This window comes from Vibrio sp. CyArs1, from assembly GCF_022432925.1.
GTDB classification, from domain to species: Bacteria; Pseudomonadota; Gammaproteobacteria; order Enterobacterales; family Vibrionaceae; genus Vibrio; species Vibrio mediterranei.
In genome coordinates this window covers 667,357-686,124 of the sequence record NZ_JAKRBO010000001.1, presented here as the reverse complement: position 1 = coordinate 686,124, position 18,768 = coordinate 667,357, and the positions used below count along the sequence as shown (strand labels likewise).

At 44.7% G+C, this 18,768-nt stretch carries 16 protein-coding genes; 10 read left to right on the top strand and 6 right to left on the bottom strand.

Annotated features, from left to right (window positions below; all coding sequences use genetic code 11):
• Positions 1-133: 133 nt before the first annotated feature.
• The gene (locus MMA19_RS03180) at positions 134-1,411 is read right to left on the bottom strand and encodes an FAD-binding oxidoreductase (protein ID WP_006069541.1); all 1,278 of its coding nucleotides are present in this window, start codon (positions 1,409-1,411) and stop codon (positions 134-136) included.
• A gap of 13 nt (positions 1,412-1,424) precedes the next feature.
• Positions 1,425-2,837 (bottom strand): glutamine synthetase family protein, encoded by a 1,413-nt coding sequence (locus tag MMA19_RS03175; protein ID WP_031496044.1) that lies wholly within the window; start codon positions 2,835-2,837, stop codon positions 1,425-1,427.
• Between the two features lie 236 nt (positions 2,838-3,073).
• On the opposite strand from MMA19_RS03175, the gene MMA19_RS03170 reads away from it, so the two are divergent.
• Genes MMA19_RS03170 through MMA19_RS03140 form a run of 7 tightly spaced genes read left to right on the top strand, consistent with a single transcriptional unit; the run spans position 3,074 to position 10,542 of the window.
• A complete protein-coding gene (locus tag MMA19_RS03170; protein WP_006069543.1) occupies positions 3,074-4,405 on the top strand; it encodes a glutamine synthetase family protein in 1,332 nt (443 codons plus the stop codon).
• A gap of 60 nt (positions 4,406-4,465) precedes the next feature.
• Positions 4,466-5,830, top strand: a complete 1,365-nt coding sequence (locus MMA19_RS03165) for an aspartate aminotransferase family protein (RefSeq protein ID WP_240205488.1) — start codon at positions 4,466-4,468, stop codon at positions 5,828-5,830.
• A 58-nt stretch (positions 5,831-5,888) separates the two neighbouring features.
• The gene (locus MMA19_RS03160) at positions 5,889-6,998 is read left to right on the top strand and encodes a polyamine ABC transporter substrate-binding protein (RefSeq protein ID WP_006069545.1); all 1,110 of its coding nucleotides are present in this window, start codon (positions 5,889-5,891) and stop codon (positions 6,996-6,998) included.
• A 55-nt stretch (positions 6,999-7,053) separates the two neighbouring features.
• Positions 7,054-8,196 (top strand): putrescine ABC transporter ATP-binding subunit PotG, encoded by a 1,143-nt coding sequence (gene potG / locus MMA19_RS03155; RefSeq protein WP_240205487.1) that lies wholly within the window; start codon positions 7,054-7,056, stop codon positions 8,194-8,196.
• Entirely contained in the window at positions 8,193-9,110 is a 918-nt protein-coding gene (gene potH / locus MMA19_RS03150) for a putrescine ABC transporter permease PotH (RefSeq protein WP_006069547.1), read from the top strand. Before potG ends, potH begins: the two co-directional genes overlap by 4 nt.
• Positions 9,107-9,949, top strand: coding sequence for an ABC transporter permease subunit (locus tag MMA19_RS03145; protein WP_006069548.1), 843 nt, complete (start codon positions 9,107-9,109; stop codon positions 9,947-9,949). Before potH ends, MMA19_RS03145 begins: the two co-directional genes overlap by 4 nt.
• 50 nt (positions 9,950-9,999) lie before the next feature.
• The gene (locus tag MMA19_RS03140) at positions 10,000-10,542 is read left to right on the top strand and encodes a cupin domain-containing protein (RefSeq protein ID WP_006069549.1); all 543 of its coding nucleotides are present in this window, start codon (positions 10,000-10,002) and stop codon (positions 10,540-10,542) included.
• A 64-nt stretch (positions 10,543-10,606) separates the two neighbouring features.
• On the opposite strand, the gene MMA19_RS03135 is transcribed toward MMA19_RS03140, so the two are convergent.
• Together MMA19_RS03135 and MMA19_RS03130 are read right to left on the bottom strand one after the other, a co-directional pair.
• Positions 10,607-12,094: an aldehyde dehydrogenase gene (locus MMA19_RS03135; protein ID WP_240205486.1), complete on the bottom strand. Its 1,488-nt coding sequence runs from the start codon at positions 12,092-12,094 to the stop codon at positions 10,607-10,609.
• 17 nt (positions 12,095-12,111) lie between these two features.
• Entirely contained in the window at positions 12,112-12,660 is a 549-nt protein-coding gene (locus MMA19_RS03130; RefSeq protein WP_038227041.1) for a cupin domain-containing protein, read from the bottom strand.
• A gap of 237 nt (positions 12,661-12,897) precedes the next feature.
• Between MMA19_RS03130 and MMA19_RS03125 the strand changes: the two genes are divergently transcribed.
• The 3 genes from MMA19_RS03125 to MMA19_RS03115 are packed head-to-tail and all read left to right on the top strand — an operon-like array spanning position 12,898 to position 16,493.
• Positions 12,898-14,244 (top strand): aspartate aminotransferase family protein, encoded by a 1,347-nt coding sequence (locus MMA19_RS03125; protein WP_240205485.1) that lies wholly within the window; start codon positions 12,898-12,900, stop codon positions 14,242-14,244.
• 4 nt (positions 14,245-14,248) lie between these two features.
• On the top strand, positions 14,249-15,745 hold the full coding sequence (locus MMA19_RS03120) for a CoA-acylating methylmalonate-semialdehyde dehydrogenase (protein ID WP_124942192.1): 1,497 nt from the start codon (positions 14,249-14,251) through the stop codon (positions 15,743-15,745).
• A 7-nt stretch (positions 15,746-15,752) separates the two neighbouring features.
• Positions 15,753-16,493: a type 1 glutamine amidotransferase gene (locus tag MMA19_RS03115; protein WP_038227038.1), complete on the top strand. Its 741-nt coding sequence runs from the start codon at positions 15,753-15,755 to the stop codon at positions 16,491-16,493.
• Between the two features lie 195 nt (positions 16,494-16,688).
• On the opposite strand, the gene MMA19_RS03110 is transcribed toward MMA19_RS03115, so the two are convergent.
• Together MMA19_RS03110 and norR are read right to left on the bottom strand one after the other, a co-directional pair.
• Positions 16,689-17,048: a glutaredoxin domain-containing protein gene (locus tag MMA19_RS03110; RefSeq protein ID WP_088878657.1), complete on the bottom strand. Its 360-nt coding sequence runs from the start codon at positions 17,046-17,048 to the stop codon at positions 16,689-16,691.
• A gap of 107 nt (positions 17,049-17,155) precedes the next feature.
• On the bottom strand, positions 17,156-18,739 hold the full coding sequence (gene norR / locus MMA19_RS03105) for a nitric oxide reductase transcriptional regulator NorR (protein WP_240205484.1): 1,584 nt from the start codon (positions 18,737-18,739) through the stop codon (positions 17,156-17,158).
• Between the last annotated feature and the right edge of the window lie 29 nt (positions 18,740-18,768).

Below are 18,768 nucleotides of genomic sequence, written 5' to 3'. Positions count from 1 at the left end.
ATTAAATCCCTAAGAAAAGCGTTACACATTATCTATCAAACTATGACGTTAATATAACTCAATAGCTTGTTGGTTAATTCAATATTTAGAAATCTAAAAAAAGGAGCTACTATCAGCTCCTTTTTTATCTACTTTATAAAAGGTCTCGAACTCTAAAATAAGACATGGCTAGAACCAACGCTGGGGTTCTAAACATTCGACCACCCGGGAAGGGCATGTGTTTGATTTTATCAAATATAGAGAATCGCTCTGCAGTGGTCGCAATACACTCCGCCATTAATGTACCCGCCATACCTGTCGCGGCGATACCATGGCCTGAAAAACCTTGCGCAAAATAGACGTTTGGTTTTAGCCGGCCAAAGTGGGGGGCTCGATTCATAGTGATGGCGACATTTCCGCCCCAAGCGTATTCGATTTTTGTGTCTTTAAGCTGTGGGAATATATCAAGCATCCGCGCGCGCATGGCTTTTTCTAAGTTAAATGGTGCGACGCCTGAATAACTCACCCTTCCACCAAATAGCATACGATGGTCGCCAGAACATCGGTAGTAATCGAGAACGAAGTTGATATCGCAAGCTGAGATATGATCTTGCATCAGCGATCCTGTTACTTCCTCGCCTAATGGCTCGGTCGCGCAAATATAAGTACCAACCGGCATTACTTTATTTTCGAGTTTCGATTCCAGCCCTTCCATATAGGCATTACAAGCAAGAATGACGTGATTTGCTTTTACTTTTCCATCTCTAGTAAACAGCGTTGCCGGATCACCATGTTCAATCTTGTTTACTGCGCTATCTTCATAAAATTCTGCCCCAGCGAGTTTGGCTGCATTAACCAAACCTAAGGTATAGTTGAGCGGGTGTAAGTGGCCACTGTTACTATCAAACATTCCAGAGGTATACTTGGTACTTGCAATGCGACTGGCAACTTCATCTTTGTCCCACATTTCTAATGATTCATAACCATAGTTTTCAGTTAAATCGTCATACCATGCTTTTAACTCTTTATCGTGGCGTGGTTTCATACCCACATGAACCATGCCATCACGCCAGTCGCAATCAATGTTGTATTTGTTGATGTTCGATTTCGTTAACGCCAGCGCTTCGACAGAGATGTCCCAAAGCTTTTTGGCATCGGATTTACCGACTAATTTCTCAAGTGTGTCCTGCTCTGATGCCCAACCGAAAATGGCTTGGCCTCCACTGCGACCAGATGCCCCCCAGCCCACGCGGTTAGCTTCTAACACAATGACTTTAAAGCCTTTGTTAGCCAGCTCTAATGCAGCGGTGGCTCCGGTGATTCCGGAGCCTATCACACAGACGTCGGCAACATGTTCTCCCATAAGTTTGGGGAAATCGAAATGCTGATTTCTTGATGCTGCATAGTAAGAGTCTGTGTGTTTGACTTTCATTTTGTATCCTTACTTATTTGTACCACTGGTATTCTAATGGAGAGACTTGTGCTGAAAAGCGCGCCTGTTCATGTTTTTTATTGGCAAGATAGACTTTACAAAACTCTTCACCAAAACTGCTTTTCATAAACTGACTGTTTTCAAACTCATGGAGAGACATATCCCATGAAATAGGAAGCATAGGCAGTTCTAGTAGGGTCGCATCCCCTTCAATTGGTGCTGGTGGAGTCAGTTTGTTCTCTATTCCGTCGATTATTGATGCTAGCAATACTGCTACGGTGAGATAAGGGTTTACGTCCGCGCCGGAGAGTCGATGTTCAATTCTTTTGTCTTCGGTACCGCTCGCTGGAATTCTTACTGCTACAGTGCGATTGTCCCATCCCCATGTAGCGTGAAGTGGTACAAACATATTGGGTTGAAGTCGACGATAGGAGTTCGCATTGGGCGCAAATATTGCCATGCTATCCTCTAAATGAGCGAGAACGCCCGCGATGGCATTGAGTAGTAGTTCTTCATTTTCACCAAATACGTTGTTGCCGACGTCGTCTTGCAGGCTAATGTGGACATGGCAGCCGTTACCAGCATACTCGGTGTAGGGCTTGGCCATAAAGTTGGCGTAGAAGCCGTGTTTCTTAGCTACTGCTCGCACTACGCGTTTTAGCAGCATAGCTTGGTCACACGCCAGAAGTACGTCGCTCGTATGTTTGAGGTTGACCTCAAATTGTCCAGGTGCGTATTCGGCGGTGATATTGTCGGCAGGGATATTTTGAGCGTTGCAGGTCTCAATCACCTCATCTAGAAACGCTTTAAACTCATCGAGCTCTTCGAGTGAGTAGACTTGCGTTTGTGTCATCCTTTCACCGCTTATCGGCATTAATGGTGGTTGCGGGTTACCCGCTTCATCGGGCTCAAGGTCTTGTAAGTAAAACTCGAGCTCAACGGCTATACAGGGTTTGAAGCCTTTCGTAGCTAATTTGTCTAGCTGTACTTCTAGTACGTGGCGAGGATCGGCAAAAAACGGTTGATTGGATGTGGGCTCAAACATAGTCACAATGGCTTGAGCACTGTTTTCCTGCCATGGTGTAGTAACCAAAGAACTTGTGACCATACGACAAATTCTGTCACCATCGCCTTTTTCGAATCCCAAACCAGTTTCTTCTACGGTTTCTCCGCAAATATCTAAGGCAAATACAGAAGCCGGAAGACAGATACCTTGCTCTAGTACCTTATTTAGTTGTGATAAAGGAACGCGCTTACCTCTCACTACGCCGTTCATATCGAACAATATGAGATCCAACGTAGTCACGTCAGGGTGGTGTTCAATAAATCGTTCAATTGTTAGCTTATCGTGACTAACCTGTATTGGTTCTATGTTGTCAGCACTGTTTGAAAGTTGACTTGTTCCCACTGTGGCTCCTCCACTTATCTCCAACCTATCCATGTATAGCAAGCCTTTGTTTTGAATCTTGCGCCACTGGTTGCTTTTTAACCATAGACATAATGTTCAGTAAAAGACAACACAAATGTATATAAAATGTTAATCATTATCTCAAAAGTTACAAAATAATTAACATATTTGTTTGACAATTGTACAGCTTGCTGCCAATCCTAAATGGAGCTTATTGATAAATTCGTTGAGCAATTTTTGAAAAAGAAGGATTTATGGAAACGATTAGGAAATGGATAGAAGAAAACCGTATTACTGAAGTTGAGTGCCTGATCCCCGATATTACAGGCAACGCGCGAGGCAAGATTATGCCTGCGAAAAAATTCCTTCGAGAAGGGGGCATGCGTCTTCCCGAAGTGGTTTTTTTCCAGACTGTAACCGGAGACTGGCCAGACGATGAAAGTATGATCGACCTGACAGAGAAGGATATGACTCTGGAGCCTGACCAAAATACCATTCGTTTTGTTCCATGGACAAAAGAGCCTACCGCTCAGGTTATCCATGATTGTTTTACCGTCGATGGAGACCCGGTAGATATCTCACCGAGAGCCGTGCTGCGTCGAGTGCTAAACCTCTATGCTAAAGAGGGGTGGCAACCTGTTGTTGCCCCAGAACTTGAGTTCTTTCTGGTACAGAAGAATCTAGATTGGGACTATCCATTAGAGCCGCCAATTGGTCGAAATGGACGCCCTGAAACAGCTCGTCAGTCTTTTAGTATTGATGCAGTGAATGAGTTCGATCCTATTTTTGAAGACATGTACGACTACTGTGAAGCTCAAGAATTGGACGTCGATACTTTGGTGCATGAATCTGGCGCTGCACAAATGGAGCTGAACTTTGACCACGGTGAGCCGCTCGATAGAGCTGACCAAGTGTTCTTATTTAAACGCACTGTACGTGAAGCAGCTTTAAGACATGATGTGTATGCCACCTTTATGGCAAAACCAATGGAAGATGAGCCTGGTAGTGCAATGCATATTCACCAGAGTTTGGTGGATAAAAACGGAAAAAACCTGTTTGCCAATGAAGATGGTACTAACAGTGACCTTTTCTTGAATTATATCGGCGGTATGCAGAAATACACGCCAGCGGCTATTGCGTTCTTCGCGCCTAACGTGAACTCCTATCGCCGTTTAGTATTTGGTGACTCTGCACCAACGAACGTGGCTTGGGGTGAAGATAATCGTACTGTTGGATTACGTGTGCCTATCTCTGATAAAGAGTCTCGCCGTCTTGAAAACCGCTACGCCGGCGCGGATGCAAACCCTTATCTCGCCATGGCATTGACGTTGGCATGTGGCTACTTAGGTATGAAAGAGAAGCTTACACCAACGGAAAAAAGCACAGGTGATATGACCACTGAGCCATACTCACTTCCTCATAACCTAGAAGACGCTTTGGTGTTGTTAGAAAACAGTGACGAGCTGAGAGAAATTTTAGGTGACCGATTCGTATCTGCTTACGTAGCCATCAAACGTAAGGAGTACAGAACGTATTTCCAAGTCATCAGTTCTTGGGAAAGAGAGTTCTTATTATTGAACGTTTAATACAGGCAACGCTATAGAGAAAAGCAAACCCGTTAATACAGCGAGAAATGGAATTAAGTTATGTCAAAACAAACTGGGTCTAAATGGATTGAACAAGATAGTGCACACTGCTTGCACCCATTTACCAACTTTAAAGCACTCAACGATAAAGGCTCACGCGTTATTACCCGAGCGGAAGGCATTTATATTTACGACGAAGATGACAACAAAATCCTAGATGGAATGGCAGGGTTATGGTGCGTCAATATGGGCTATAACTGCCAGCCACTTATCGAGGCTGCGACGAATCAACTTCAAGAGTTGCCTTACTACAATTTGTTTTTCCAAACCACTCATCCACCAGCTGTAGAGCTTTCAACTTTGCTTGCCGAAGTAGCGCCTGAAGGCATGAACCACGTGTTCTTTACCGGTTCAGGCTCAGAGTGCAACGACACCGTGGTTAGAATGGTGCGCCATTACTGGGCAAGCTTAGGTAAGCCAAATAAACAAACCATTATCAGTCGCAAGAATGCATATCACGGCAGTACGATGGCAGGGGCAAGTCTAGGTGGCATGGCATTTATGCATGCCCAAGGTGGTCTACCACTACCGAATATTGTTCATATTGATCAACCTTATCATTTTGGTGAAGGACAAGGGATCGACGCGAATGAATTTGGCCTAGAACGTGCGCAGCAGCTTGAAGCCAAAATCCTAGAACTGGGTGAAGACAATGTCGCTGCGTTTATTGCGGAACCCATTCAGGGTGCAGGTGGCGTTATTATTCCGCCTGACAGTTATTGGCCTGAAATTCAACGTATCTGTGACAAGTATGAAGTCTTACTTATTGCTGATGAAGTCATTTGCGGCTTTGGGCGCACCGGTGAGTGGTTCGCAAGCCAAACATTCAACATCAAACCTGATCTGATGTGTATGGCGAAAGGCATTACTTCTGGGTATTTACCACTTGGCGGTGTAATGGTTCGAGACCATGTCGCACAAGTGTTGACAGACGCAGATACTGAATTCGCTCATGGCTTTACCTATTCGGGTCACCCAGCGGCATGTGCAGTTGCTATCGCCAACATTAAAGAGATGCAAAAACACAATATTGTTAATCGTGTGCGTGAAGATATTGCTCCGTATTTTGCTTCTCGTTGGAATGAACTTCTTGAACACCCAATGGTGGCAGAAGCTAGAACGAAAGGACTGGTCGGGGCTATTGAATTAGTCAAAGACAAGACCACCTATGAGCGTTTTGACAAAGAACTTGATGTCGGTACTCGATGTCGTGAACACTGCTTTGCCGCGGGTGTCGTGTTGCGAGCTGTTGGCGACACCATGATCTGTTCACCACCGCTTATCATTACACGTGCAGAAATTGATGAGTTTATCGACAAGGCAAAAATAGCCTTAGACAACACACTCGCCGACGTTTCGCAGTAGCCGACGAGATTTATACCCAAAGGTATTAACCAAAGAGCAAACAGGAACGGAGATCCAAATGGAGAAAACAAAAGCATGCTTCGGTATCGCGTTAGGGATGACGATAGGACTTAGCTCAATGACATCCTATGCGGCTGAGGAAAAAGTGCTCAATATCTACAACTGGTCAGACTATATCGCGGAAGATACGATTAAAAAGTTTGAGGAAGAGACAGGCATCAAGGTGGTTTACGATGTGTTCGACTCAAATGAGGTATTAGAGGCGAAGATATTATCTGGTAATACAGGCTTTGATTTAGTCGTGCCAAGTAATGACTTTCTGGGCCGTCAAGCCAAAGCTGGTGCGTTCCAAAAGCTGGATAAGTCAAAGCTAACTAACTACAGCAACCTAGACCCTAAATTAATGGGAATTCTGGCGGACACTGTCGACCCCGACAACGCTTACTCTGTGCCATATCTTTGGGGCACAACGGGCATCGGTTACAACGTTGCTAAAGTGAAAGAGGTCTTGGGTGAAGACGCGCCAGTTGATAGCTGGGATTTAGTATTCAAACCAGAAAACATGGAGAAACTTTCTAAGTGTGGTGTTGGTTTCCTGAATGCACCGACAGAGATCATGGCAGCGGCGCTGAACTATATCGGCAAAGATCCAAACAGTACTGATCCTAACGCTTATAAAAAAGATGCGCTTGCACTGCTTAAGCAAGTTCGTCCTTATGTAACCTATTTCCATTCATCACAATACATCAATGACCTAGCTAACGGCGATGTATGTGTAGCAATTGGTTGGTCAGGCGATGTGCTGCAAGCGGCAGATCGTGCAGCTGAAGCAGATAATGGCGTAGAAGTGGCGTACTCTATTCCAAAAGAGGGAGCGCTTGCCTGGTTTGATTTAATGGCGATTCCAAAAGAAGCGAAGCACCCAGAAAACGCTCACTTGTTTATCAACTATCTACTTCGTCCAGAAGTGATTGCTGAAATCAGTAACTATGTTTGGTATGCGAATCCAAACCCACCATCACGTGAGTTTATTGACGCAGAAATCTTGGAAGATCCAGGAATCTACCCAACAGAAGAAGCGCAAGCGAAGTTATATAGCTCAAAGATGTTACCGCATAAGACATCACGTGCTATGACTCGCGCTTGGACGGATTTCATTAAGAACTGATCAAACCCTAATTTGGCGACTCGCTTTGAGTCGCCAATTTTGCTTGGAGACTACCATGACAGTGATGTCACTTGATACAGAACTCAATCACCAACATGTTTCGCCGGTGCCACCAAAACCATTATTAGAAATCCGAGGACTGACGAAGGACTTCGGCGGCCATCTTGCGGTAGATAACATCGATCTTACGATCAACCAAGGTGAACTGTTTGCGCTATTAGGCGCGTCGGGGTGCGGAAAATCAACCTTGCTACGAATGCTCGCTGGATTTGAACAACCAAGCGCAGGACAGATTATTCTTGATGGTGAAGATCTTGCCGATATCCCTCCATACAAACGACCTGTCAATATGATGTTTCAGTCCTATGCACTGTTTCCTCACATGACAGTAGAAAAAAACATTGCGTTTGGGTTAAAGCAAGACGGCATGCCAAGCCAAGAAATCGCTAGTACCGTTAAACATATGCTTGAGCTGGTCAGAATGACAGATTTCGCGAAGCGTAAACCGCACCAATTATCTGGCGGTCAAAAACAGCGTGTTGCACTCGCCAGAAGCTTAGCTAAAAAACCAAAACTACTTTTGCTAGATGAGCCAATGGGTGCACTGGATAAAAACTTACGCGAAAAAATGCAGCTTGAGGTGGTCGACATCCTAGAAAGTGTGGGTGTTACCTGTGTGATGGTCACGCATGACCAAGAAGAAGCGATGACCATGGCAACACGCATCGCCATTATGAACAAGGGCCAGTTTGTGCAAATTGGTTCTCCAGAAGCTATTTACGAGCATCCGAACTCGAAGTTTGCCGCGAAATTCATCGGCTCGGTCAATATTTTTGAGGGTGTTCTAGAAACCAATCTTAGCGATAAATCGACGGTTCGAACCCCAGACCTATCGGATGTGATTACTATTAATCATGGTATTTCAGGTGCTCCGGGTATCCCTTTGATGATAGCTGTTCGACCAGAAAAAATGACGCTATGTGACCATACCCATCACTCTAGTAATTCTTGTAGTGGGGTAGTGGAAGATATCGCCTATATGGGCAACCAATCCATTTACCATGTTCGTTTGGATTCCGGCAAGTTGGTCACTGCAACGCTGCAAAACACGAGCCGTGTGAGAAAAGGTATGCCGACGTGGGAGCAAAGAGTCAATCTTTGCTGGGACATGGAAAGCTGCGTGGTACTGAAACTATGAAGAAACAAGCCAAACTCAATATTTGGCGTATTGTTCCCACGCCAAAGTGCTTATTGCTTGCTGTTCCCTACGGATGGTTACTGCTGTTCTTTCTATTGCCGTTTCTAATCGTATTCAAAATCAGTTTTGCTGAAGCTCAAATATCGATTCCACCTTATTCTGAATTGCTTAGTTATGCTGAGCAGCAGTTGCAGCTATTACTCAACGTCGGCAACTATCAATATCTGATAGAAGATGACTTATACGCTTCGTCGTATTTACAGTCGATTCGTATTGCACTTATCTCTACATTGCTCTGCTTAGTGATTGGTTTTCCGATTGCCTGGGCTATTGTTCATTCGAAGCCGTCAACTCGAAATGTGTTATTAATGCTGATCATATTGCCATCGTGGACCAGCTTTTTGATTCGTGTTTATGCTTGGATAGGAATCCTCAAGAATAACGGCCTTCTGAACAATATGTTGATGACCTTCGGTGTTATTGAGGAACCGCTCAAGATATTACACACAGATACTGCAGTTTATATTGGTATTATCTATACCTACTTACCCTTTATGGTTTTGCCTCTTTATACCGCATTGATGCGAGTGGATTACTCCTTACTGGAAGCGGCAAGTGATCTCGGGGCGAAACCAGTAACGACACTATTCACGGTTCTCGTACCATTGACACGTGCCGGTATTATCGCAGGGTCGATGTTAGTGTTCATCCCTGCTGTGGGTGAGTTTGTTATTCCGGAACTACTTGGCGGGCCTGATACAGTATTGATTGGTAAAGTCTTGTGGCAAGAGTTCTTTAACAACCGAGATTGGCCAGTCGCTTCGGCGGTAGCTATCGTAATGTTGCTTATTTTGATGTTGCCTATCTTATGGTTCCATCGTTATCAAAAACGTGAACTGGAGGCGCAAGCATGAACGACATTCCGGTCTATAACAGTAAACTGAAGTGGTGTATTTTGGCGGCGGGTTTTACCTTTCTTTATCTGCCAATTCTGATTCTGATTGTTTACTCATTTAATGAAAACCGATTGGTTACGGTATGGTCCGGTTTTTCGTTTAAATGGTATTTTGAGCTATTAGAAGATGATTTGCTCATGGGCGGTGTGAAGCTGAGTCTGATGATAGGCTTTTTATCAGCCAGCGCAGCTGTTGTTTTAGGTACTATTGCTGCATTTGTATTGAATCGCTTTGGGAAATTTAAAGGGGAAACTGGGTTTGCCTTTATGATCACGGCGCCCTTGGTTATGCCAGAGGTTATTACAGGTCTTTCTCTACTATTGTTATTCATTGCGATGGGACAAGTGTTTGACCTGTTTAGCCAGCGAGGCATGATGACTATTTGGATTGCCCATGTAACTTTCTGTACGGCTTATGTCACTGTAGTAGTGAGTTCTCGACTTCAAGAAGTCGATCGCTCTATCGAAGAAGCTGCTATGGACTTGGGCGCACCACCTTGGAAAGTGTTCTTACAGATAACGCTGCCTTCGATTGCACCCGCTATTTTGGCGGGATGGTTATTAGCGTTTACCTTGTCATTAGATGACTTAGTGATTGCGAGCTTCGTATCTGGTCCGAGTGCGACAACATTACCTATGGTGGTATTCTCAAGTGTCCGTTTAGGTGTTAGCCCTAAAATCAATGCATTAGCAACACTGACCATATTAGCTGTGTCTTGTGCCACGTTTATAGCGTGGTGGTTGATGGCGAAGGCGGAAAAGCGTAGGCTGCTTGAAATGAAAATGAGTCAACAATAGTTCAGCAAGTGGTTGATGCTAAGTAATCGGTTCTAATTTGGGAGAAAGACATGGATGTAGGTAAGCAACTAAAAACAATTCGTACCATGCGAGGGATGTCACAGCGTGAACTCGCTAAACGAAGTGGTGTCACCAACTCCATGATCTCTCAAATAGAACAGAACTTAGTAAACCCCTCCGTTGGCTCTTTGAAAAAGATCCTCGATGCTATACCAATCTCAATGGGAGAGTTCTTCACCCTCGACGTTGAGCCTAAAGATGACATCTTCTTTAGTGCAGAACAGATGGCGGATTTAGGGGATGGACAGATAAAAATGTTGCTAGTTGGTGCAAAGCGAGAAGGTCGCCAATTAGCAGTCTTAAGAGAAATCTATCCGCCAGGCTCAGATACGGGGACTGACTTCATCGAGCATGATGGAGAAGAGGGCGGTGTCATTATTCGAGGAGAAATTGAGATTACGGTTGGCAGCCATACTAGAGTATTAAAGGCAGGTGACTCGTATTACTTTGAAACTCGCAAACCACATCGCTTTCGTAATAAAGGAAAGGTCGAATGTGAGCTTATTAGTGCGGCGACACCTCCAACTTTCTAAAGTCTTTGAATAAAAAAATAGCGAAGCATGAGCTTCGCTATTTTTCTTGTGTTGAAAGAGAACTCTAGTCTAATTCAATCCACGTCGATTTCACTTCAGTGTATTTATGCAGAGCATGCAGCGACTTATCACGACCGTTACCACTTTGCTTGTATCCACCAAACGGCATGGTCATGTCACCGCCATCCCAGTTGTTCACGAATACCGTTCCCGCTCTTAATGCACGAGAGCATTTAATGGCTGTTGACATGTCAGATGTCCAAATACCTGCCGCCAACCCGTATTCGCTATCGTTAGCAAGTTGGATCGCTTCATCAATCGAGTCAAAACTGGTAACACATAGAACGGGCCCAAAAATCTCTTCTTTATAGATGCGCATATTGGGTGTGACATCAGTAAACAAAGCGGGTTGAATGAAGAAACCATCGGTGTTGCCCATTGCAGGCTTACCACCGTAAGCTAGTGTTGCGCCTTCTGTCTGACCAATGTCGATGTAACTTAATACACGCTCATACTGTGCAGCATCTACTATCGCACCGACCCGAGTATCACTCTCAAGAGGATCGGCAGGCTGCCAATTCGCCATGTATTTCTTAACCAGTTCAATAAACTCATCTTTAATAGAGGAATGAACCAGAAGTCGTGAACCTGCTGTACACACTTCCCCTTGGTTGTAACAGATAGCAGAGGCGGCTGTTGCAGCAGCTTTTTCTATATCTTTAACGTCGTGATTTACAATGTGGGGGCTCTTGCCGCCACATTCCATAAATGCACGTTTTAGGTTGGATTCACCCGCGAAAGATAACAGCTTTTTACCTACGGCGGTTGAACCAGTAAAAGTGATACAATCGACATCGTTGTGAAGCGCTAATGCTTGTCCTGCCTCATGGCCAAAGCCAGGGAGCACTTGAAACACTCCGTCTGGAATACCTGCTTGTTTGGCCAAGTCGGCGAGCAAAATAGCGGTGAGAGGTGATTTCTCTGAAGGCTTCACAATAACTGAATTACCAGTTGCTAATGCGGGCCCAATCTTCCAAGCCGCCATAACAGTAGGGAAGTTCCAAGGTACGATTGCCGCAACGACACCTAGTGCCTCGTGAGTCACAAGTGCTAATGCTCCTTCTGTTACTGGTGCTACTTCATCATAGACTTTGTCTATGGCTTCTGCGTTCCATTGAATGCAGCGCGCGGTAGCCGGCGCGTCATATCCCATTGCATCTGATATCGGTTTACCCATATCGAGTGATTCGAGAAGGGCAAACTCTTCTTTATGTTCGTCAATGAGCTTAGCGTAGTTAAGTAGGATCGCTTTGCGCTCTGCCGGTGGTAGACCACACCAGACACGGCTCTCAAACGCTTGGCGAGCAGCATTTACTGCAAGCTCAACATCTTTATCTGTGCAGCGGGCGACATGCGCCAATAGGTGACCTGTTGCTGGGTTGATGATTTCAAACGTATCGCCGGAGACTGAATCAACAAAGTGTCCGTTGATAAAAGCCTGAGTACGAAAACTCAACGCTTCGGCTTTATCATGCCAAGTCATAGTGTCCATATTGTTTACCTTCTTCCTTAAAAACTGGCTGGTGAGTTTGCACTGACAATGATGCAATCAATATCAGAAGTATTTCTAAATCGGTGAGTACGTGTACTGTCGAAATAATAGCTGTCGCCTTCATGTAGAACGACGACTTCACTGTCGACCGTGAGCTCCAACTCGCCTTGGACAATAACACCGCACTCTTGACCTTCGTGAGCGAGCATCTCATCTCCGGTGTCTGCACCTGGAGCGAGTGTTTCTCTCAACATGCCAATTTGCCTGTCGTCGTGATAGTGACCTATCTGGCGATAGCTGATCTTTCCTCGGCCTATTTCTGGTTGTTGCTGTTTGCGTGAAAAAAACTGATCAGGTTTTGGTTCATCAACCGCAAAAAACTCCGCCATAGATGAAGGGATCTTGCTAAGTAGTTTACTTAGCGACGCGACAGAAGGGCTTACGGCGTTGCTTTCAATCTGAGAAATGAATCCATTGGTCACGCCGGCTCTTTTGGCTAACTCACGCTGTGATAAGCCTGCACGTTCTCTTAGTGCTTTAAACCTTGGTCCTATTTCTGTTTCCATTGGGCGAAATCTCCAACTCTTCCCTTTGTGATTAGTAAACTAAACACAATCCTAGCTCACTAAACAGAAAAAACCAGCAAATGTTTATAATTTAATCATTGAATAGGCAAATAAAACGTTATATAGTCAATTTTGTTCATTATTTAATAACATTGCATTTACATGTTGTGGTTCGATTGTGTAGCGGTGTTTAGTAAAAGAAACAATGCTGTTCAGCATTTTTAGTTGGAGTGCACGATGCAAGGTATAAACAAGCAAGGTACAACTAGTTCAGGAAATATGGATGCTTTTTGGATGCCGTTTACTGCTAACTCGCAGTTTAAATCAGCGCCACGCATGTTAGTTTCAGCTGAAGGGATGTACTACACGTCAGAAGATAAACGCAAGATACTCGACGGTACAGCAGGTCTATGGTGCTGTAATGCAGGACACGGGCGTCATGAAATCAGTGAAGCGGTGGCGAGTCAGATTCACAATCTAGACTTTGCGCCAACATTTCAAATGGGTCATCCATTGCCATTTGAATTTGCTGAGTCACTCTCAGAAATCGCTCCATCAGGTTTGAATCGCGTATTTTTCACTAACTCAGGTTCTGAATCTGTTGATACCGCACTAAAAATTGCGTTGGCTTATCAGAGATGCATCGGACAAGGGACTCGTACACGCCTAATTGGTAGAGAGCGTGGTTATCACGGTGTCGGGTTTGGTGGTATTTCGGTAGGTGGAATTGTTAATAACCGCAAGACATTTGGAAGTCTGTTAACTGGTGTCGACCACCTTCCGCATACATTGAGCATTGAAAATAGCGGCTTTAGCAAAGGGCTACCTGATTACGATCCCGGCTGGGCGGAAAGCCTAAACAATATCGTTACTCTGCATGATGCAAGTAACATTGCTGCAGTTATTGTTGAGCCGATTGCGGGATCTACGGGGGTAATTCTTCCTCCTAAAGGTTACCTGAAACGTCTTCGTGAAATCTGTACCCAACATGGCATTCTATTGATATTCGATGAGGTTATTACAGGATTTGGTCGCATCGGTAGTCCTTTTGCAGCGCAAGAATTCGACGTCAAGCCTGACATTATTACTACCGCTAAAGGCTTAACTAATGGTGCTATTCCTATGGGAGCCGTTTTTGTCAGCGACGAAATTTACCAAGCGATGGTGGCTCCAGATAGTCAAGCTATCGAGTTGTTCCATGGCTACACCTATTCCGGCCATCCAGTAGCCGCAGCGGCTGGTTTAGCGACACTAGATATTTATCGCAATGAGAATCTCTATACACGAGCGGCTGAGCTCTCAGATTATTGGGAGCAAGCGGTCCATAGCTTGAAAGGGCTACCTCACGTAAAAGACCTTCGCAATTATGGTTTGATTGCTGGTATTGAGTTAGAAGGAATTGCGGGTAAGCCAGGATCTAGAGCGTTCCAAGTCTTTACCAAGTGTTTCGAGATGGGCGCTCTGATTCGTGTCACTGGCGACATCATCGCGCTTTCTCCGCCGCTGATTATTGAGAAGCAGCATATCGACGATTTATTTACTCTGATTGCAGACGTTTTGCAGAATATTGATTACAAGGAATAAGACTATGTCAGTTTTGGTATCTAATTTTATCAACGGCCGAATGGTAGAGAGCCACAGCGGAAGAAACGCAGACTTGTTTAACCCAGCAAATGGTGAGTTGCGAGGGCAAGTTCAGCTATCAAGTGCTAGTGAAGCGCTAGAAGCTGTGGCTGTCGCGAAACAGGCGCAAGAAGCTTGGCAAGCAACACCACCACTGCAACGTGCTCGAGTCATGTTCAGATTCAAAGCTTTGCTTGAAGAGAACGCAGATGAGCTCGCTACGTTAATTTCTACCGAGCATGGCAAAGTACACAGTGATGCATTAGGAGAATTGACACGTGGATTAGAAGTGGTTGAGTTTTCTTGTGGTATCCCACATCTGCTAAAAGGTGAACATTCACTTAATGTTGGACGCGAGATAGACAGCTATTCTTTAATGCAGCCAGTTGGTGTCTGCGTTGGTATTACACCATTTAACTTCCCTGTGATGGTACCGCTATGGATGATCCCAGTAGCGCTTGCCTGCGGAAACAGCTTTATCCTTAAACCATCTGAAAAAGATCCAAGTGCGTCTTTGAAGCTGGCTGAGTTATTGAAACAAGCAGGTCTTCCTGATGGTGTTTTTAATGTTGTCCAAGGTGATAAAGAAGTGGTTGATGCGCTTCTTGAGTCACCAGACGTTGCAGCTGTGAGTTTCGTAGGTTCAACGCCGATCGCTGAAGCTATCTACAGCAAAGGAAGTGCAAATGGCAAACGAGTTCAAGCGTTAGGCGGTGCTAAGAACCACTTAGTTGTTATGCCAGATGCAGACCTTGAAGGGGCGACAAATGCTATTATGGGAGCGGCATATGGTGCGGCGGGAGAGCGTTGTATGGCTATCTCAGTGGCGGTTGCTGTCGGTGATGAAACTGCCGATCGATTAGTGGCACAGTTGAAACAAAAAGTGGAAGCTCTGCGCGTAGGCCCAGGGCTGGGAGTATCACCTGAAAACGAAATGGGTCCATTGGTGAGCGAGCCTCACATGAACAAGGTAACGGAGTACATTCAAAGTGGTGTTGACCAAGGCGCAACGCTTGTAGTGGACGGGCGTGGCATCAATACCTCTGCTCCTGGTTACTTTGTCGGCGGGACGTTATTTGACAATGTTACTCCAGATATGACCATTTATAACGAAGAGATTTTTGGTCCCGTTTTGTCGGTAGTACGTGCCAAAGATTATCAAGAAGCACTGCAACTTATTAATGAGCACGAATTCGGTAATGGTACTGCAATTTTCACTCGTGATGGTGATACCGCGCGCGACTTCTCAGAAAAAGTAGAAATCGGTATGGTAGGGGTGAACGTGCCAATTCCAGTGCCAATGGCATTTCATAGCTTTGGTGGTTGGAAGCGCTCAATCTTTGGACCTCTCAATGTTCATGGCAATGATGGCGTGCGCTTCTATACTCGTATGAAGACGGTTACTGCTCGATGGCCTAAAGGGCAAAGAGAAAGTGAATTTGTAATGCCAACAATGAAGTAGGTGATAAATGAAGATAGGGATATTAACGTGCGGCCATGTGGACTCGCCACTATCAGATGACCATGGTCAATACGCAGACATGATTGAGGCCTCTCTCTATGAGGTCAACAATGAGTTCACTTTTCAGAACTACGATGCGACAAAAGGAGAGTTACCTCATCATGATGAATGCCATGGGTTTATAATCACAGGTAGTGTACACAATGCTTACGATAATCATCCCTGGATTCTCAAACTCATAGACTGGATAACGCGCTGTGAAGCTCGTCGACGTCCACTAGTAGGCATCTGTTTTGGACATCAAATTATTGCGAGAGCTCTCGGCGGCAAGGTGCAAAAATCGGAAAAAGGGTGGGGACTTGGCAGCTATGAAGTTCAAATTACCGCTCAGAAGAAATGGATGAATCTGTCTGTAGACTCTGCGCGACTATTAGTGAGTCATCAAGACCAAGTGATTATTGTTCCTGGCGGCGTGAAAGTTATTGCTACTAATGATTTTTGTCCTAACTTTATGCTTGTGAAAGATAATCATATATTCACAGTCCAAGGACATCCTGAGTTTAGCTCCAGCTTCACAGAAAAATTGGTGGAGAAGCGTAAGCATCTCCTAACGCCTCAGCATTATGACCAAGCGTTTATTGAAATAAACAAAGCACAAGACTCTGCGTTAATACTGCATTGGATTGATAATTTCTTTGTAATGGCGCAGCAAGGTAAATATGCTGAAAACTTGCAACAAGCCGTCTAGCGGCAATTAGGAAACTAAAAAAGAGCTCAGTATGAGCTCTTTTTTTAGGTATGTTATATAAACGAATTTTAGACCTTGTCGCTAAATTTGCCGTCATCCCTTCGCAGACGAGGAGCTACTTACAACTCGCTTCAAGTCCTGAACATTCTTACCTTAATTACTAAGCGTACTGTGAAATAACGGTTTGCATAAGGCCTAAGCAAACTCTTTTTGCAGATAAGAAACTATGTCGGAAGACTCATACATCCATTTCTCTTCACCACCTTGAGTGATCTTCAGACAAGGTACTTTTACTTTACCGCCACCCGCTAGCAGCTCGTCGCGCGCAACTGAGTCATTTTTAGCATCTTTCAATGCAATGTTGACTGATTGACGTTTCATTTCTCTACGTACTTTCACACAAAAGGGACACGCTTCAAATTGATAGAGCTGCATAGTTTGCGCTTTTTGATCGGCTTGTTGCTGTGCTTCAGGCGTGCGTTTAACGCCACGCGGAGAGAAAACGAAATTTAATAGCAGTATGATTTTACCAAGAATAATACGGATGAACTTCATAAATAACCTGTTGAGCAGTCTTGTTGTTTTTAGAAAATTATAATGACGGTATGCGAGACATACCGTCGAATATTAACATCTTATTTACGATTCTGGTACGGTTAACATTAACTGCGAGAAAGGGTATGGCTTTTGGTCACACTAATTCCCAACCGTTTCGATAAGCGAATCAAGTTAGCTCGATCAGTTTTAAGGACTCTGCTTGCCTTAGCCCAGTTATACTCGCATTCAATTAAGGCATTGGATATCAAGCTTCTTTGATATTCTTCGGTGGACTCTCGAATGCCTTTCGAGTGGTCAATCATTGGAGCGCTTGTTTTACTTTGCTTGGTCGGAGTGATGCGGCTTTCATCGTCAAAATGACCACAGTCGTCAATGCTTACGGTGACCACATTCTTATCAAACAGTCTTGCTTTCGCTTTCAGAGCTGCTCGGTTAATAACATGTTCTAGCTCTCGAACATTACCGGGCCATGAATAGCGGTTCAAATGAGATATGACATTTGGACTTAGCTTGATTTGGTTAATGCCAAGCTTACGTCGAGCTTGCTCCAGAAAGAAACCAGCCAGTAACTCTATATCGCCGTTTCTTTCACGCAATGGCGGTACAGAAATTGGGTAAACACTGAGTCGGTGATAAAGGTCTGCGCGGAACTTACCTTGTTCAACTTCTTCCTTGAGTTCACGGTTGGTTGCTGCGAGGACTCTAACATTGATCTTTTGAATCTCATCCTTACCAACGGGTTGTATTTCGTTATTCTGTAATGCTCGTAAAAGCTTACTCTGTGCAGCAAGTGGGAGCTCGCCAATTTCATCCAAAAATAGTGTTCCGCCATCGGCTAGCGCAAATTTACCCATGCGATTTTTATCTGCACCCGTGAACGCCCCTTTTACATGACCAAATAACTCACTCTCGATGAGGTTTTCAGGAATTGCCGCACAGTTAACATAGACTAACGGATTCTGTCGGCGAGTTGATTGGTAATGTAGATTACGTGCCACCAACTCTTTACCAACACCGGTCTCACCATGAATTAGGATATTAAAATCTGATGGCGCGACAATTTCGATATCGGATTTCAATACGCGCATTAACTCGCTATCACCGATCATATCGCTGCCATCTCGTTCCCAAGCTTCGACGTTGAGTTCTTCAAGCAGCTGTTTGGATTGTTTGGCTTGGTATTCCAACTGAGAAAAAGTTAGTGCCATTTTTAATGTGGATGCAGCAATGGCAGACAATACTTCTAGGCTGCGCGTTGGAATGTGGTCAAAAGCATTAGTCCCTAGGCTATCGAGGGTGAGGGCTCCCAACATCTTGTCGCCAAAAATCAAAGGCAAACCCATACAGGAGTGCATTGGAAGATCGCCATGGTGGTCAATGAGCAAGCCGTCAAATGGGTCAGGCAACTCAGAATCGGCGTCAAAGATAACCGGAGATGTGGATGCGCAAATCTGAGCGAATCTTGGATGTTCACTAATAACGAACCTGCGCCCTAGAGTATCGCGGCCTAAGCCCTGCATCGCGAGAGGAACAAGCGTATCACCTTGAAGTGACAACAAGGCAACACAGTCACACATGATGGTTTTTCTGATGGTATTGATAAGCGAATCGAAGCGTTCTTGGTCGTTATTGCTGCTGGCTAGGCCAATAGTCAGCTCCATTAAGTTGGAAGGTGAAATGTCTTGCATAGGAGATTACAACTTATGGTAATGAGTAT

What these genes read in the sequence shown, in the direction of transcription:
- MMA19_RS03140 (WP_006069549.1), top strand. Translation starts at nt 10,000, where the DNA reads ATGGATGTAGGTAAGCAACTAAAAACAATTCGTACCATGCGAGGGATG.
- MMA19_RS03115 (WP_038227038.1), top strand. Translation starts at nt 15,753, where the DNA reads ATGAAGATAGGGATATTAACGTGCGGCCATGTGGACTCGCCACTATCA.
- potG (WP_240205487.1), top strand. Translation starts at nt 7,054, where the DNA reads ATGACAGTGATGTCACTTGATACAGAACTCAATCACCAACATGTTTCG.
- MMA19_RS03170 (WP_006069543.1), top strand. Translation starts at nt 3,074, where the DNA reads ATGGAAACGATTAGGAAATGGATAGAAGAAAACCGTATTACTGAAGTT.
- potH (WP_006069547.1), top strand. Translation starts at nt 8,193, where the DNA reads ATGAAGAAACAAGCCAAACTCAATATTTGGCGTATTGTTCCCACGCCA.
- MMA19_RS03130 (WP_038227041.1), bottom strand. Translation starts at nt 12,660, where the DNA reads ATGGAAACAGAAATAGGACCAAGGTTTAAAGCACTAAGAGAACGTGCA.
- MMA19_RS03125 (WP_240205485.1), top strand. Translation starts at nt 12,898, where the DNA reads ATGCAAGGTATAAACAAGCAAGGTACAACTAGTTCAGGAAATATGGAT.
- MMA19_RS03110 (WP_088878657.1), bottom strand. Translation starts at nt 17,048, where the DNA reads ATGAAGTTCATCCGTATTATTCTTGGTAAAATCATACTGCTATTAAAT.
- MMA19_RS03180 (WP_006069541.1), bottom strand. Translation starts at nt 1,411, where the DNA reads ATGAAAGTCAAACACACAGACTCTTACTATGCAGCATCAAGAAATCAG.
- MMA19_RS03165 (WP_240205488.1), top strand. Translation starts at nt 4,466, where the DNA reads ATGTCAAAACAAACTGGGTCTAAATGGATTGAACAAGATAGTGCACAC.
- norR (WP_240205484.1), bottom strand. Translation starts at nt 18,739, where the DNA reads ATGCAAGACATTTCACCTTCCAACTTAATGGAGCTGACTATTGGCCTA.
- MMA19_RS03145 (WP_006069548.1), top strand. Translation starts at nt 9,107, where the DNA reads ATGAACGACATTCCGGTCTATAACAGTAAACTGAAGTGGTGTATTTTG.
- MMA19_RS03120 (WP_124942192.1), top strand. Translation starts at nt 14,249, where the DNA reads ATGTCAGTTTTGGTATCTAATTTTATCAACGGCCGAATGGTAGAGAGC.
- MMA19_RS03135 (WP_240205486.1), bottom strand. Translation starts at nt 12,094, where the DNA reads ATGGACACTATGACTTGGCATGATAAAGCCGAAGCGTTGAGTTTTCGT.
- MMA19_RS03160 (WP_006069545.1), top strand. Translation starts at nt 5,889, where the DNA reads ATGGAGAAAACAAAAGCATGCTTCGGTATCGCGTTAGGGATGACGATA.